The sequence below is a fragment of the Halomonas lysinitropha genome, from assembly GCF_902500215.1.
GTDB lineage: Bacteria > Pseudomonadota > Gammaproteobacteria > Pseudomonadales > Halomonadaceae > Halomonas > Halomonas lysinitropha.
This window is the reverse complement of the sequence record NZ_CABVOU010000015.1, coordinates 1-16,108: the sequence shown is the minus strand read 5'-3', so window position 1 is coordinate 16,108 and position 16,108 is coordinate 1. Positions and strand designations below refer to the sequence as shown.

General features: G+C 65.0%; 12 protein-coding genes. 2 read left to right on the top strand and 10 right to left on the bottom strand.

What is annotated here, in order from left to right:
* Positions 1-15: 15 nt before the first annotated feature.
* Together HALO32_RS01150 and HALO32_RS01145 are read right to left on the bottom strand one after the other, a co-directional pair.
* Positions 16-2,385 (bottom strand): EAL domain-containing protein, encoded by a 2,370-nt coding sequence (locus tag HALO32_RS01150; RefSeq protein ID WP_151441955.1) that lies wholly within the window; start codon positions 2,383-2,385, stop codon positions 16-18.
* 151 nt (positions 2,386-2,536) lie between these two features.
* Positions 2,537-3,010: an Lrp/AsnC family transcriptional regulator gene (locus HALO32_RS01145; RefSeq protein ID WP_151441954.1), complete on the bottom strand. Its 474-nt coding sequence runs from the start codon at positions 3,008-3,010 to the stop codon at positions 2,537-2,539.
* A gap of 188 nt (positions 3,011-3,198) precedes the next feature.
* Here HALO32_RS01145 and HALO32_RS01140 point away from each other — a divergent pair, with 188 nt between their 5' ends.
* Positions 3,199-6,684, top strand: a complete 3,486-nt coding sequence (locus HALO32_RS01140) for an indolepyruvate ferredoxin oxidoreductase family protein (protein WP_151441953.1) — start codon at positions 3,199-3,201, stop codon at positions 6,682-6,684.
* A 70-nt stretch (positions 6,685-6,754) separates the two neighbouring features.
* On the opposite strand, the gene HALO32_RS01135 is transcribed toward HALO32_RS01140, so the two are convergent.
* From HALO32_RS01135 to HALO32_RS01100, 8 genes are all read right to left on the bottom strand, one after another.
* The gene (locus HALO32_RS01135; RefSeq protein WP_151441952.1) at positions 6,755-7,132 is read right to left on the bottom strand and encodes a Rieske (2Fe-2S) protein; all 378 of its coding nucleotides are present in this window, start codon (positions 7,130-7,132) and stop codon (positions 6,755-6,757) included.
* A complete protein-coding gene (locus HALO32_RS01130; protein ID WP_151441951.1) occupies positions 7,129-8,367 on the bottom strand; it encodes a multidrug effflux MFS transporter in 1,239 nt (412 codons plus the stop codon). The genes HALO32_RS01135 and HALO32_RS01130 overlap by 4 nt, the downstream gene beginning before the upstream one ends.
* 120 nt (positions 8,368-8,487) lie before the next feature.
* Entirely contained in the window at positions 8,488-9,132 is a 645-nt protein-coding gene (gene maiA, locus HALO32_RS01125) for a maleylacetoacetate isomerase (protein WP_151441950.1), read from the bottom strand.
* A gap of 10 nt (positions 9,133-9,142) precedes the next feature.
* The gene (locus tag HALO32_RS01120) at positions 9,143-10,162 is read right to left on the bottom strand and encodes a fumarylacetoacetate hydrolase family protein (RefSeq protein WP_151441949.1); all 1,020 of its coding nucleotides are present in this window, start codon (positions 10,160-10,162) and stop codon (positions 9,143-9,145) included.
* Between the two features lie 70 nt (positions 10,163-10,232).
* The gene (gene hmgA / locus HALO32_RS01115) at positions 10,233-11,543 is read right to left on the bottom strand and encodes a homogentisate 1,2-dioxygenase (protein ID WP_151441948.1); all 1,311 of its coding nucleotides are present in this window, start codon (positions 11,541-11,543) and stop codon (positions 10,233-10,235) included.
* Positions 11,544-11,557: 14 nt separating this feature from the next.
* Positions 11,558-11,797 (bottom strand): DUF2783 domain-containing protein, encoded by a 240-nt coding sequence (locus HALO32_RS01110; RefSeq protein ID WP_151441947.1) that lies wholly within the window; start codon positions 11,795-11,797, stop codon positions 11,558-11,560.
* Positions 11,784-13,511: an FAD-dependent oxidoreductase gene (locus HALO32_RS01105; protein WP_151441946.1), complete on the bottom strand. Its 1,728-nt coding sequence runs from the start codon at positions 13,509-13,511 to the stop codon at positions 11,784-11,786. Before HALO32_RS01105 ends, HALO32_RS01110 begins: the two co-directional genes overlap by 14 nt.
* A gap of 78 nt (positions 13,512-13,589) precedes the next feature.
* Positions 13,590-14,558 (bottom strand): MBL fold metallo-hydrolase, encoded by a 969-nt coding sequence (locus HALO32_RS01100; RefSeq protein WP_151441945.1) that lies wholly within the window; start codon positions 14,556-14,558, stop codon positions 13,590-13,592.
* Between the two features lie 372 nt (positions 14,559-14,930).
* On the opposite strand from HALO32_RS01100, the gene HALO32_RS01095 reads away from it, so the two are divergent.
* Entirely contained in the window at positions 14,931-15,986 is a 1,056-nt protein-coding gene (locus HALO32_RS01095; RefSeq protein ID WP_151441944.1) for a TRAP transporter substrate-binding protein, read from the top strand.
* The last annotated feature ends 122 nt before the right edge of the window (positions 15,987-16,108 follow it).

The window sequence follows — 16,108 nt, the reverse complement described above, 5'->3', positions numbered from 1 at the left end:
ATGTCAGTCCGGCAGTCAGTCCTCGGGCCTTCCGTAGGCGACCAGCATGTCCTCCAGTTCCAGTGGTCTTGCGAACAGGAAGCCTTGTACCTCGTCGATACCCAGCGAGGTCAGCCATTCGGCCTGGGCAGGCTCTTCGACCCCTTCCGCGACGACCCTAAGCCCCAGGCCGCTGGCGAACTGCACCATGGCCGCATAGGCCTTCCGCCCCTGGTGATGCTCGTCGGCGGCCAGAAGCAGGCTGCGGTCCATCTTGATCACGGTCAAGGGAAGGCGCTGCAGTAGCTTGAAGGCGGTATGGCCGGTACCGAAATCGTCCAGCGCCAGCCTCACTCCCTGCTGCCGCAGGCGAGTCATGTGTTTCTCCACGGTATCAAGGTCGCTGAAGTCGGCGTGTTCGGTGATCTCGAGTTCGATCATGTCTGGCGACAGCCCGAGTGCGTCCAGCTGCTCCATCAGCGTTTCGCGGAAATGGGTTTCGGAGAGCGTGGCCAGGTTGACGTTGATGGACAGATGTTCCAGCCCGGGCAAGGTATCGCGAACGCTGGCCAGCCAGGTCAGGCTGCGCGCCATCACCCAGTGATCCAGGGCCGAGGAGAGGTCGAGAATCTCGGCCACCGGCAAGAACTCGCCAGGCGATATCTCGCCCAACTCGGGATGCCGCCAGCGCAGCAGTATCTCGGCGCCACATAGCCGGCCGTCATGCGGTGATACCTTGGGCTGTATGACCAGGCGCCACTCAGAGTCGGGGTTGGCCATCAGCCGTTCGAGTGCTTCGGAAATCTGGCGGAAGCGTGTGGCCTGGCGACGCTCCATGGGTTCCACCCGGATGACCGGCTGTCGCCAGCCCTGGCGTTCCAGCCGGAACAGGCCATCGTCCAGCGCCGCCCGGCACTGCGCGAAATCGGTCTCGGCGCCAGACCAGCGCAACAGGCTACCGTACCAGGCCAGGCGCCGCCGCGCCGGTTCGTGGGCGTTGTGCCCCAGCCGGGCAATGAAGCGGTCGAATGCCGTGTCGCCTTGATCTCCATAGCTGGGGGGTAGGCGACCTATCACCCCCAGGTCGGCATTCAGATAGAGGTGGGCATCGCGCGGCAGTTGAGCGCGCAAGACCTTCAGCTGCTCCCGGAACAGTACCTGAGCCTCGGGGAGGCCCAGGTGTCGCCGGTAGTCCCGCAGGCTCGGCGACACCAGCGCGAAGAGCCAACCACCGGGCTCCCTGTCACTCAGCGCCTCGAACTCGCTCTCGAGCACCTGGCGCGTCGGCAGTCCGCTGCCGGGATCGATGGCGAGGCGTCGCTGGGCCTGTCGCGCGCGCCGGCGGGAGGACCACAGCAGCAGCAGGGCAGTCAACAACACGCTGGTCACCAGGGTGCCACCCCAGAACAGCCGGGAGATGCGGCCCTCGGCGATGGCCATGGAGCCCTCGACACCGAGCCACTCCACCTCCTCGCGGCGCGCTTCCGGCAGGTGCTGGTAGAAGGCGGCATGCAGGGCACGGCGCTCTGCTCCGACCTCCTGGACGGGTGGCAGGGCCTCGAAGGCCGGGCTGATCAGCGATTCCACCGCCAATCGGCTCAGGCGTCGTGTGTCCAGCAAGGCGCCGCCAGCACAGCCCAGCCGGACCTGATAGGGCAGGTGACAGAAGACCCGTATTCCCTCATCGGCGAGGAGTGTGAGCCATTGGCGTGCCTCGGGGTGCAGGTCCGCCGCCCCGGTGGTCTGTCCTTCGACGAGATACACCAGGGTGTTGTCAGGCAGGCTGGGCAATGCCTCCTGGACCTTTTCGGGCGTCCATTCCCAGAGAACTTGCTCTGCCGTCGCGCCCGGCATTGCCTCGACGCTGGACAGGAAGGTACGCGACAGATGCCGTCCGCTGCCGGTGCTGTCTCCCAGTACCAGGAGTGGCAAGGGCTCGCCGAACAGCTCCTTCAGGAAGGCCAGCGATTGGCGCTCTACCGTACGGGTGATGATCAGCTTCACTCCTTCTGCCACGGCACGCCGTTGCAGCTCGGGGTCATTGATGCCGATCGCGACCACGCGGAGAGGATTGCCCAGCGATTCGGTATGGCGCAGGTAGAAGCGCAGAGCGGCGTCGTCGATGAGCAGCAGGCGCGATGCGGGGGCCACGGCGGTGCGCCCCTCGAGGCGCCGACGCTCGATCTCGAAGGCCGCAGGCTCGGCGAGGCGGCGCGCATCAAGGTAGTCCACATGCATGCCATCCGGCCATTCCAGCAGATCCACCGCCTCGGCGACCCTGTCGACGAGCTCATCGGACCATGGGCTACCGCGATGATAGGACGCCACTACCTGGATGGCATCGCTGTAAGTCGGGGCCGGTTGCTGGGCTGCGAGCGCCGGTGACCAGCCGGCCAATGCCAGCATAAGCAGCCAACCATTAGGGTATCTGCCTCCGCTCAAGCAGCAGAGGATCGAGTCAAGCATGACAGACACTCTCCCTTCCGGCACCGGTTCCGGCGCACGTCGCGTAGTGGGGAATTTGACCATCCTAACTGGAGTGATATCGAGTTGCTTGTCAGCGAATCGGGATGGCGGTCTCGTTCTTGATCTCACGCAGGGCGAAATTGGAGCTGACCTGGGAGATACCCGCCAGGGAAAAGAGCTTCTCGTTGAGGAAGCGGTCGTAAGCGGCCATGTCCTCGATCACCACCCGCAGCACGAAGTCGGCGTTGCCGGTGGTGGCATAGCACTGAAGGACCTCCGGGTACTCCAGGATACGGCGTTCGAACTCCGCGGTGTTGTCGATATGGTGGCGCACCAGGGTCACCATCACCAGGGTGGTCAAGGGCTGTCCCACGCGATTCGGATCCACCAGGGCGGTGAAGCGCTTGATGGTGCCGCTCTCCTCCAGCGCCTTGACGCGACGCCAGCAGGCCGCCGAGGAGAGGCCGATCTGCTCTGCCAGCTGCTGGTTGGTGATGCGGCCCTGGGCCTGAAGCAGGCGCAGGATCTTCTTGTCATAGGCGTCCAGGGGGAGGTCGGAGGCCATGGTGGATACCCTCAAGCTGTAAACGAAAGTCGAAGTATTCGAATAATATTTCTCTGATCTCTATAGAAAGAAAGGTTCTTTCGAAGGATGACGTTTTCGGGGGCAAGTTCGCAAGCACCTTTAGCGGGGCCTTGGATAGACTGCTGGGCCTATAACGATAATGCCCATTCCCCGCGAAGGTGGTGACCATGACGACGACTTCCCCCCTCGACCTCGACGACTATCAGTTGAACGACCGTTATTCCCGTGAAACGGGCCGGGTCTTCGTGACCGGTACCCAGGCCCTGGTGCGTATCGCCCTGCGCCAGGCGCAGCTGGATCGTCGTGATGGACGCGAGACGGCGGGCCTGATCAGCGGCTACCGCGGCTCACCCCTGGGCGGTGTCGACCAGGCCCTGTGGCAGGCCAAGGCGAGCCTGGAGGCCTGTCATGTCGACTTCGTGCCGGCCATAAACGAGGACCTGGCGGCCACCATGATGCTGGGCAGCCAGCAGGTGGAAACCGACCCGGACAAGGAAGTCGAGGGGGTCTTCGGCTTCTGGTACGGCAAGGGGCCGGGGGTGGATCGCGCCGGCGATGCCCTCAAGCATGGCAACGCCTACGGCAGCTCCCCCAACGGCGGTGTGCTGGTGGTGGCCGGCGACGACCACGGCTGTGTCTCCTCCTCCATGCCCCACCAGTCCGACGTGGCCTTCATGGCCTGGTTTATGCCGGTCGTGAACCCTGCTTCATTGTCTGAATATGAGGAATTTGGCCTCTGGGGCTATGCGCTGTCGCGTTACTCCGGCTGCTGGGTCGGCTTCAAGGCAGTCTCCGAGACCGTGGAGAGCGGCGCCTCCATCGAGGTACCGCCGCTGCCCAGCTTCACCACCCCGGCGGACTTCATCCCGCCGGAGGGAGGCCTGCACTACCGCTGGCCGGATCTGCCCGGGCCCCAGCTGGAGACCCGTATCGAGCACAAGCTCGCGGCGGTGCAGGCCTTTGCCGGCACCAATCCCATCGACAAGCGTCTCTACGGCAATGACCAGGCGCGCTTCGGCATCGTTACCACCGGCAAGGGCCACCTGGACCTGCTCGAAGCGCTGCGGCTGCTGGGACTGGACGAGGCCGCCCTGCGCGAGCTGGGGGTGGAGCTCTACAAGGTGGGCATGGTGTGGCCCCTGCATCGCCGCGGCGTCCTCGATTTCGTGCGCGACAAGCAGGAGATCCTGGTCATCGAGGAGAAGCGCGGCATCATCGAGAGCCAGATCAAGGAGTACATGTCCGAGCCGGATCGCCCCGGGGAGGTGCTGATCACCGGCAAGCAGGACGAGGTGGGCAAGCCGCTGATTCCCTATGTGGGCGAGCTGAGCCCGCGGCTTCTGGCAGGCTTCGTGGCCGAGCGCCTGGAGCGCTTCTACGCCATCGATCTCTCCGAGCGCCTGAGCAAGCTGGATCGCTGCCTCACCGAGGCCAAGGAGCTGGGGGGCGTGCGCCGCCTGCCCTACTTCTGCTCCGGCTGCCCCCACAACAGCTCCACCAAGGTGCCGGAAGGTAGCAAGGCGCTGGCCGGCATCGGCTGCCACTTCATGGCCTCCTGGATGGGGCGTAACACCGAGTCGCTGATCCAGATGGGCGGCGAGGGCGTCAACTGGGTGGGCAAGAGCCGCTTTACCGGCAACGGCCATGTCTTCCAGAATCTGGGCGAGGGCACCTGGTTCCACTCTGGCTCCATGGCGATCCGCCAGGCGGTGGCCGCCGGGGTTAATATCACCTACAAGGTGCTGTTCAACGACGCCGTGGCCATGACCGGCGGTCAGCCGGTGGACGGCCAGATTACCGTGCCGATGATCGCCCAGCACTCCGCCGCCGAGGGCGTGAAGCGCATCGTGGTGGTCAGCGACGAGCCCGAGAAGTATCGCGGCCACGAGGGTCAGTTCCCCAAGGGAGCGACCTTCCACCATCGCGACGAGATGGACACACTGCAGCGCGAACTGCGCGAGATTCCCGGCTGCAGCGTGCTGATCTATGACCAGGTGTGCGCCGCCGAGAAGCGCCGTCGCCGCAAGCGCGGCCTGATGGCCGATCCGACCAGGCGGGTCTTTATCAACCACCACGTCTGCGAAGGCTGTGGCGACTGCTCGGTGCAGTCCAACTGCCTGTCGGTGGTGCCACGCGAGACCGAGCTGGGTCGCAAGCGCAAGATCGATCAGTCCTCCTGCAACAAGGATTACTCCTGCCTGGGCGGCTTCTGCCCCAGCTTCGTCACCGTGGAGGGCGGCGAGCTGCGCAAGGGTCAGGGCGTGGAGGTCGACGCGGCCTTCTGGCGCAAGGTGGAGGGGCTGCCGGCGCCCGAGGTACCGGCCCTGGAGGCCCCCTATGACCTGCTGGTGGGCGGCGTTGGCGGCACCGGCGTGGTCACCGTGGGGCAGCTGATCACCATGGCCGCGCACCTCGAGGGTCGCGGCACCAGCGTGCTCGACTTCATGGGCTTCGCCCAGAAGGGCGGCACCGTGCTCAGCTATGTGCGCCTGGCCCCGGCCCCCGGCGACCTCAACCAGGTGCGTACCGAGTCCGGCCAGGCCGATGCCATGATCGCCTGCGACATGGTGGTGGCCAGCTCGAGGAAGGCCCTGGATGTGCTTCAGACCGATACCACCCGAGTGGTGGCCAACCTGGCCGAGCTGCCCACTGCCGACTATGTGCTCTACCGCGATGCCGATATGCAGGCGGACAAGCGCCTGGCCCTGCTGCGCGACGCCGTAGGCGAGGACAATTTCGCCACCCTGGACGCCAACCGCCTGGCCGAGCAGCTGCTGGGAGACACCGTCTTCTCCAACGTCATGATGCTGGGCTTCGCCTGGCAGCAGGGCCTGCTGCCGGTCAGTGAGGCGGCGCTCAAGCGCGCCATCGAACTCAATGGCGTGGCCATCGACAGGAACCAGCGCGCCTTCGCCTGGGGCCGCCTGGCGGCGGTAGAGCCGGAGTACCTGCAGCGGCGCCTGGACGACACGCCGCTTTCCCCTGACGCCAGCCTCGACGAGGTGATCGCTCGCAACGCTCGGGCGCTGACGCGCTACCAGAACCCTGCCTATGCCGAGCGCTATGTGCAGAAGGTGGCCCGAATTCGCGAGGCTGAAGCCAGGCTCGAGGCCGGCGAGGCCCTGACCCGGGCGGTGGCCGCCCAGCTTTACCGGCTGATGGCCTATAAGGATGAGTACGAGGTGGCGCGCCTCTTCACCGAGAGTGACTTCCTCGAGGAGGTGGAAGCCACCTTCGGCGGCGACTACAAGCTCAGTCTCCACCTGGCGCCGCCGCTGCTCTCGGGCCGCAAGGATGCCAAGGGGCGACCGGTGAAGCGCCGCTTCGGTCCCTGGATGCTCAAGGCCATGAAGGGGCTGGCCAGGCTGCGTGGGCTGCGCAACAGCGCCCTGGACCCCTTCCGCTTCACTGCCGACCGCAAGTTGGATCGCCAGCTGCTGACGGAGTACGAAGCACAGCTCGACGAACTGATGGATCACCTCAACGACAGCACCCACGCCACCGCCCTGGCCCTGGCCAAGCTGCCGGAAGAGGTCAGAGGCTTTGGCCCGGTGCGCGAGGCCGCCGCCGAAAAGGCCAGGGCCCGCCAGGCCAAGCTGCTGGAGGAGCTGCGCCATGGGCGACCCATGACCATCGCCGCCGAGGTGGCCTGAGACTCGCGTCTCGATCCACCATCTCACACAAGGGTTACATGAAGGGGCCACGCTGGGCGTGGCCCTTTTCTTACTCGCCGATCACCAGCCAACCCTGGTCGTCGGCATGCACGGGCACCGGGTCCAGTGCACAATCCAGGCCCAGGCCCGCCACACCCTCGCCGGTACGCGTCGCAAAGCTTGCCTCGTGGTTGGTGCAGCGCAGTTGCTCGCCATCCTGGCTGAGGACACGCTTACCACGCTGGTCGAGCGGCAGATACTGATGCGGGCAGGCGTTGACGTAGGCGAGCAGGCTGCCGTCGTCGAGGTGGACGAGCAGCAGCGGGAAGCTGCCCTTTTCTCCCGTGAGGCTCACGCTCAGGGTACCGTGCCGGGGCAGCTCCTCCAGACGGGCGACTCGGGTGCCTACCTCGGGGGCGCTGCGATACTGCTTCCAGGCTTGGGTCATGGTGATCTCCTTGTGGTGCTATCGACCGTCGGCCGTGGGCAATCGCTGCTCTCGCCGCCTCGCCGAATCAGGGTCAGGAAAACGCAGAGCGAGACGAGACCCCCCACGGCGATTGCCATGGCCATGGTGCGCGAGGTGCCGTCATGGAACTGGCCGACCAGAGCGCCGCCCAGGGCGGCGATGGTCATCTGCAGGAAACCGAACAGTGACGAGGCCGAGCCGGCACACTGCGGGTTGGGGGCCAGGGCCCCGGCCATGCTCTGGGGCATCACGATGCCGAAACCGAACAGGAACACGATGTGCGGGCCGATCACGGCCCAGGGCTCATGGGCGCCGGCGATCGCCAGCCCCGCCATGGTGGAGCCGGCCAGGGCGCACAGCAGGGTGGCCAGCAGCAGCAGGCGGTCGCGCCCCAGCCGATGGCTGTAGCGCCCGCTGAACAGGGTGCCCGAGAAGAAGCCCAGGACGATCAGCGTGAAGCCGGTGCCGTATTCGACCGGTGACAGGCCCATGTATTCGATGAGCACGAAGGAGGAGCCCGAGAGAAAGGCGAAGAGACCGGCGAAGCCGCTGGCGTTGATCAGGGTGTAGCCGACGAAGCTGCGCTGCGTCAGCAGCATGCGATAGTTGGCAAGGATCACCCGGGGGGCCACCGACTGCCGACGGTCGGCGGGCAGCGGTTCGGGCATCATCAGGGTGAGAATCAGCAGCATGATCGCCGCATAGACCGACAGCAGCAGGAAGACCGACTCCCAACCGAAGAACAGCAGCAGCCCCGCCCCCACCACCGGCGCGAGCGCCGGGGCCATCGCCATGGTGCTGGCCATGTAGGAGAGCACGCGTCCCGCTTCGACCGGGCCGTAGATGTCGCGCACCGCCGCACGGCCGAGAACCGGGCCGGCGGCACCGCCGAAGGCTTGCAGGAAGCGCCCCGCCAGCAGCCACTCGATGCTGGTAGCGAAGGCACACAGCAGACTGGCCAGCAGAAACACACCAAAGCCGGCGATCATCACCGGTTTACGCCCGAAACGGTCTGACACGGGCCCGCAGAACAGCTGCGCCAGGGCGAAGCCCGCCATGTAGAGGCTCAGGGTGAGCTGGACCTGGTCGGGGCCGGTATCCAGTGCCTCGGCCATGGCCGGCATGGCCGGCAGGTACATATCGGTGGCCAGTGGCCCCAGTGCGGTCAGCGCCGCCAGAACCACCACGGTGGCGGGGGATGTCAACTTCAGCACAGCGATCTCCTGAGCGAACCTTACCGGAAACCCACGACAAGCGGGCAAGGCCCCGGTCCAATTCAGGGACTCGCCCGCTTTGTTAGCTTGCTTACTATAGCGCAGCCGGCGACGGTTTGCTTATACGGCGTCGGGCTGCTCGCCGGGTGCCGCCTTCTGGAAGGCCTCCAGGGCGTTGCAGTGGTCGACGATGCGCCGCAGGGTGGGATAGGCCGACAGGTCGCACTCGAAACGCTCGGCGTTGAACACCTGCGGTACCAGGCAGATATCGGCCAGTGTCGGGGTATCGCCATGGCAGAAATCGCCGGTACCCAGCTCTCGCTTCAGCAGGGTTTCCAGGGCATCGAAACCCTCGATGATCCAGTGCCGGTACCAGGCCAGCTTGGCGTCCTCGTCCACCTCCAGCTCGCGCACCAGGTACTTGAGCACTCGCAGGTTGTTGAGGGGATGGATCTCGCAGGCCACCACCTGGGCCAGCGCCCGTACCCGCGCTCGCCCCGCGGCATCGGCCGGCAGCAGTGGCGGTTCGGGATGCTTCTCGTCCAGGTATTCGCAGATGGCCAGCGACTGGGTCAGCTGGACCCCGTTATCGGTCACCAGGGTCGGCACCATCCCCTGGGGGTGGCGCGCCAGGTTCGCTTCGCCGCGCTGCTCACCCTTCACCAGATTCACCGGGGCCTGGTCATAGTCCAGGCCCTTGAGGTTCAGCGCGATCCTGACCCGATAGGCGGCCGACGAACGGAAATAGCCGTATAGCGTCGTCATGGGACCCTCCTTACTCGGGCTGATACTTGACGACCTGCTGGTCGATGGCGCCGAAGATGCTCTTGCCTTCCCGGTCGAACATCTCGATGCGTACCCGGTCGCCGAAGTGCATGAACGGTGTCTTGCTGTCGCCGTGCAGGATCTTCTCCACCATGCGCACCTCGGCCAGGCAGCTGTAGCCCACGCCGCCCTCGGCCACCGGTTTTCCGGGGCCGCCGTCGGGGTCCGGGTTGGAGACGGTGCCTGAGCCGACGACGGCCCCGGCGCCCAGATAGCGGGTCCGGGCCGCATGGGCCACCAGCTGCGGGAAGTTGAAGATCATGTCCGGCCCGGCTTCCGGCTCGCCGAACTTCTCGCCGTTGAGGTGCACGGTCAACGGCAGGTGGACCTTGCCGTCCTGCCAGGCATCGCCCAGCTCGTCCGGCGTCACGGCGATGGGCGAGAAGGCGGAGGCCGGCTTGGCCTGGAAGAAGCCGAAGCCCTTGGCCAGTTCGCCGGGGATCAGACCGCGCAGGCTGACGTCATTGACGAGCATCACCAGCTTGATGTGATCGGCCGCCTGTTCGGGGGTCACCGCCATGGGCACGTCGTCGGTGATCACCGCGATCTCGCCTTCGAAGTCGATGCCGTGCTCCTCGCTGATCGCCTCGATGTCTTCAGTGGGCGCCAGGAACTTGTCGCCGCCGCCCTGGTACATCAGTGGATCGGTCCAGAAGGTCTCGGGCATCTCGGCGTTGCGCGCCTGGCGCACCAGCTGGACGTGGTTGAGGTAGGCCGAGCCGTCGGCCCAGTGATAGGTGCGCGGCAGCGGCGAATGCAGCGTGTTCTGCTCGAGGTCGAAGGCGCCTTCAGCCTTGCCCTCGTTGAGCTCTGCGTAGCGGGCCTCGAGCTTGGGGCTGAGGGTGTCCCAGTCTTCGGTGGCCTGCTGCAGGGTAGCAGCAATGTCCGTGGCGTGGACGGCACGGGTCAGGTCGCGAGAGACGATAACCAGTTCGCCGTCGCGGCCGTTGTTGAGGGAAGCGAGTTTCATCTTGTCTCGGTCCTTGTCGTCAGGGGCGGGGCACATCGGCCCCGGCCGGTCGATTCATGGCGTTGGCGGTTCAGGGCTTCGTCGGGTCGAAGTGCGAGCGCAGGGTCGACCATACGTCCACGTAGTCGCGCTGGCGATACTCCGCGGCGAGTGCTGCCTCGGTAGGATGGTAGACGTAACGGCTCTCGAACATGAAGGCCATGGTATCGCCTAGATACTGTGGCTTGAGTTCGGCGTTGGATGCCTTCTCGAAGGTGTCGGCATCGGGGCCATGGGGCGACATGCAGTTATGCAGACTGGCCCCCCCCGGCAGGAAGCCTTCGGCCTTGGCGTCATATTCACCGTGGATCAGGCCCATGAACTCGCTCATCAGGTTGCGGTGGAACCAGGGGGGACGGAAGGTGTTCTCGGCCACCATCCAGCGCGGCGGGAAGATGACGAAGTCCAGGTTGGCCATCCCGGGTGTGTCGGAGGCCGAGGTCAGCACCGTGAAGATCGACGGGTCGGGGTGGTCGAAGCTCACCGTGTTGATGGCATTGAAGTTGGCCAGATCGTACTTGTAGGGCGCGTAGTTACCGTGCCAGGCCACCACGTCCAGCGGCGAGTGGCCGAGGCGGGTCGCCCAGAAGCGCCCCGAGAACTTGGCGACCAGCTCGAAGTCGCCCTCGAGATCCTCAAAGGCGGCCACGGGGCTCTGGAAGTCACGCGGGTTGGCCAGGCCGTTGGCACCGATCGGGCCGAGACCGGGCAGCTCCATCGGGTTGCCGTAGTTCTCGCAGAGATAGCCGCGAGCGGCGTCGACGCCTTCCGCCAGACGGACCTGGAACTTGACGCCGCGGGGAATCACGGCGATCTCGCCGTTGGCGACGTCGACCTCGCCGAACTCGGTACGCAGCCGCAGCGCGCCCAGCTGGGGGACGAAGAGCATCTCACCGTCGGCGTTGTAGAAGAAGCGCTCGGTCATGTCCTGGTTGAAGGCGTAGACGTGCACGCCAACGCCGCTCTGGGTCCCGGCATCACCGTTGACGGCGATGGTCAGCAGGCCATCGATGAAGTCGGTGGGCTCGCTGGGCAGCGGGGCCGGGTCCCAGCGCATCTGATTGGGATCGGCGGCGGGCTTGTCCAGCGGCGAGGTGTGAACCTGACGGTTTTCCAGCGGCTGATAGGCGCTCTGTACCACGGACGGACGGATACGATAGAACCAGCTTCTCAGGTTCTGGTGGCGTGGCGCCGTGAAGGCCGATCCGGTCAGCTGTTCGGCATAGAGGCCGTAGGCACACTTCTGGGGGGAGTTCTGGCCGACGGGCAGGGCGCCGGGCAGGGCTTCGGTAGAGAAATGGTTACGGAAGCCACTCTGGTACTCACGCGTTTCGGTGGTCATGAAGAGATCCTCTTTCAGTGCTGTTCTTGTTGGGCTGATTGGCTTCGAGTCGGAGCCGGCTCGGCGGCCTGGCCGGCGATGGCCAGGGCTTCCTCGAGCACCTGCTGGTCACCGACATGATTGGCCAGCAGCAGGATCAGCCGAGCATTGATGCGTTCGCTCGACTCCTCGCTGCGCTCGCGGTGCACCTCGGTCAGTGCGGCGTAGAAGGCGTCCGGATCGGAGAAGTTCGGGTTCAGTTCAAGCCGTGGCATGGCGAGACTCCTTGGTGACAAGCGGCTTGCCCAGGGCGCGATCGATGGCCAGATTGACAGCCTCGCGGGAGCATTCGGCCCAGCGGGCAGCGACATGCTGGTCGGGACGGACCAGGTAGACGGCTCCCGGGGCCAGGCCATAGCGCTCGACGACCCGCCCTTCGGCATCCTCGATCAGGGTGGTTCGCGGCAATCGCGTCAGGGCCTGGGAGGCCGGTCCGAGGACGAGCAGGTCCAGGTCCGGCTGTTCTTCCAGCAGTGCCTTGAGGTCGGAAACCAGTGACTCGGCCTGGCGGGTCGCGACGCGGCCGTCCAGCAGCAGCACGAAACGGTTGCCGAACTGGTTGAGCAGCCAGGCACTCTCGTTGCCCAGGCGTATCGGCGCATCCTTGGCCGGGCTGCCGGGACGCAGGTCGGCGGGGCCGCTTCCGGCTGGATGGCCCACCGCGTCGGGGCCGTTGAGCGGCGAGTCGTGATAACGGCACGGCATGGAGAGGCGGCCGCTGTTGACCAGACGCCGGGCGAAGGGGTAGTGCTCCGCCAATTCCAGGGTGGTATCGCGGAACAGCCGGCTGATGCGACTCTTCGGCGTGATGAAGTCGGTGGCACGGGTGGAGTTGAGGATGTTCTCCGCGGCGCCGTGCTGGCGCTCGGTATTATAGGTCTCGAGCAGTGCCCGAGGGGCTTCCCCTCTCAGCACCCGAGCCAGTTTCCAGGTCAGGTTCTCTGTGCTCTGCAGGGCACCGTTGGCGCCGCGGGCGCCGAAGGGCGAGACCTGGTGAGCGGCGTCACCCATGAACATCACCCGGCGATAAATGAAGTCATCCATCTTGCGGCAGCGGAAGGTGTAGACGCTGGCCCACTCCAGCTCGAACTCCACGTCCTCGCCGAGCATGGCCTGCACGCGGGGGCGGATGTTCTCCTCCTTCTTTTCCTCTTCCGGATCGGCGTCCCAGCCCAGCTGAAAGTCGATGCGCCAGACATTGTCCGGCTGCTTGTGCAGCAGTACCGACTGGCCGGGATGAAAAGGCGGGTCGAACCAGAACCAGCGTTCGGTGGGGAAGTCGGCCTTCATGATCACATCGGCGATCAGGAAGCGATCCTGGAACACCTGGCCCTTGCTCTCCAGGCCCAGCATGTCGCGGATATTGCTGTTGGCGCCGTCGGCTACCAGCAGGTAGTCGCAGGTCAAGCGATAGTCGCCGTCCTGGGTGGAGACCGTGATCGTCGACTGATCGGGCTGTGCGTCGACATCGATGACGCTGTGCAGCCAGCGCAGGTCGATGTGTTCCGCCAGCGTATCGGCGCGGTCGACCAGGTACTCCTCGAAGTAGTATTGCTGCAGATTGATGAAGGCCGGGGCGCGATGCCCCTCTTCCGGCAGCAGGTTGAAATCGTAGACTTCGCGATCCTGGAAGAAAACACGGCCGTGCTGCCAGGTCACGCCCTTGTCGAGCATGGGCTGCGCACAGCCGAGTCGGTCCAGGATTTCCAGGGTGCGCTTGGCGAAGCAGATGGCCCTCGAGCCGACGCTCACGGTGTTGTTGTCGTCCAGCACAACGCTGTCGATTCCCTGCTGCGCCAGGTCGATGGCGGCCGCCAGGCCGCTGGGGCCAGCGCCCACGATCACTACCGGGCAGTGGCGTACGTCCTGGCTGTCCAACTCGGGAGGACGTCGATACGGATAGACGGGATTGTTGTAGGTCGTTGGCATGCAATGCTCCCATGGGGCCATCGGTTGCAATGCCGCCGACGGCCGGTCACGGTCCTGAGAAAGGTGCTAGGGGGACGCTTACTGGTTCTCGACGACTTCCTGCAGCGAGTGCCACATGTCGTTGTCACGCTCGGCGGTCCAGATGCGTGGATCCGGGTACTCGCCGCCCGCCTCGTCATAGCAGCGCGTGATGTCGAAGGGCACACAGTGATCGAAGATCACCCAGTGGCCGTACTTCGGCTTGAGCAGGGCATAGGTCTCGGCGTAACACTCGGAGAGCGACTTGCCGGCGGCCTTGCCCGCCTTGACGCTTTCGTACATGTCGGCCAGGAAGTCACGGGTGCCCTGGATGGCCTCCTCGCACTGCTCCGGCGCCTGCAGGGCCTCGCCGCGGCCCGGGACCAGCTTCTGGGGGGCCATGGCCTGCAGGCGGTCCAGGGTGGCCGGCCAGTATTCGTGATAGGCGTCACCGGTATAGGGCGTAGCACCGAACTCGACCAGATCGCCGGAGAACATCACCTTCTCCTCGGGCAGCCAGACGATGGTGTCGCCCTTGGTGTGGCCGCGCCCCAAGTGGATGATGCGCACTTCGCGCTTGCCCATGTACACCGTCAGCTCCTCCTGGAAGACGATGTTCGGCCAGGTCAGGCCGGGTACCGAGTCGACGCCCTTGAACAGGCGCGGAAAGCGGCCGACCTCGGATTCGTAGTCCTGCTGACCGCGCTCGACGATCAGGTCATAGGTGTGCTGGCTGGCGATGATGTTCTCGGCCTCGTAGGCGGAGGCGCCCAGCACGCGCACGGCGTGGTAGTGGGTCAGTACCACGTGCTTGATCGGCTTGTCGGTGACCTCGCGAATACGGCGAATCACGTCCTGGGCCATGATCGGTGTGGCCTGGGTGTCGATGACCATCACGCTCTCGTCACCAATGACGATACCGGTATTGGGGTCGCCTTCGGCGGTGTAGGCGTAAAGGCCCTCGGCCAGTTTGTCGAAGCTGATCTGCTTCTCTTCGGTATCGGCGTGTGAGGCGAATTTCTTGCTCATGGTTCCTCTCCAATGTCGCGTCGGGGTATTGGGGGCAGGCGATCGGTGACAGCCGTCCACCACCCGATCAGGTATGTCAGGGTGGATCGAGCATAGTTGTCTTTGAAACTACATGTCCAGTCATCCCGTCAACAGGTTCTCTCCTGATCGCCCCGGAAATGGCTGGAAATTGCTTAAGATCATGGATTTATTTGTTTTTTAATACCTAAGTCTAATGCGAAATTTCGCTAAATTGGTTGCGAGGGAGAGTAACTGCGCTCAATGTGGCAGCGGAAAAATCGAGACTGACGCTCTTGTCCGGCGGTATTCGGAGCTCAGTCGAAAAGACCGCATTTCGGCGCATGTCGCCCCGTGACGATGTAGGAGCACAAGATGAACAAGACAACTCGCCTGATGGTCGGCGCCCTGGCGGCGCTGGGCATGGGCCTTGGCACCCCCGCACTGGCCCAGACCACCATCACCGTAAGCACCTGGGGAGGTCCCAACCATGGCGTCAACACCATCGTGTGGCCGACCTGGAAGGCGTGGATAGAAGAAGCCACCGAAGGACGCGTGACCGTGGATGTCGTGCACGACATGGGGCCGCCCGACGCCCAGATGGAGATCGTTGCAGACGGTATTGCCGACGCGAGCTGGATCTTCCATGCCCACATGGCGGGTCGCTTCCTGGCGACACAATTGCCGGAATTTCCCACCTTCGAGGAGTTCTCCTCCGAGGATGCCGCCGCCGCCTACTGGCATACCCACCAGGAACACCTGGCTCAGGCCAACGAGCATCGTGGCATCGACGTGATGGCCATGGGTGTGCATGGCCCTGGGCAGATCTTCACCAGCGAGCCGGTCGATAGCCTGGACGGCCTGTCCGGCAAGCGGTTGCGTGTCGGCGGCGGTGTAATGAGTGGCCTGGCCGAGGCCATGGACGTGACCGGTGTGGCACTGCCGCCCACCAGCGTCTACGAGGCGGCGTCCCAGGGGGTGGTCGACGGCGCCATGCTGACGCTGGAAAGCCTGCGCAGCTTCCGCGTGGTCGAGGTGGCACCGCACACCCTCACCGTGGACGGCGGCTTCTATCGTGGCAGCTTTGCCATCGTCATGAATCCGATGATCTGGAATCAGATCTCCGAGGAGGATCGTGAGGCCATCGAGAGCGTGTCAGGTGAGTCTCTGTCGCGTCTGTTCGGCTACATGATGGATGTCTCCGACGAGAGCGGCGTCGAGTTCGGCAAGGAAAACGGTGCCACCTTTACCCAGGTACCCGAGGAAGACGTCGAGATGCTGCGTGGCGTGACCGAGCAACTCATCGAGGAATGGTCCGCCGCCGTGGCAGACCGCGGCGTCGACGCCAATGCTGCACTCGAGCACTTTCGCGAGCAGCTCACCCTGGCCGCCGAGAGCGAAGGCATTGCCGATCGCGTAGTGCGCCAGTAACGTTCCGGCTAGCGGAGATTCCTCATGCCGACATCGTCGACATCCTGGTTACGGGTCGGCCGTGTCATGCAACTGGTGCTGGAGGGGGTGGCAGGCGCCACCCTCTTCGGCATGATGCTGCT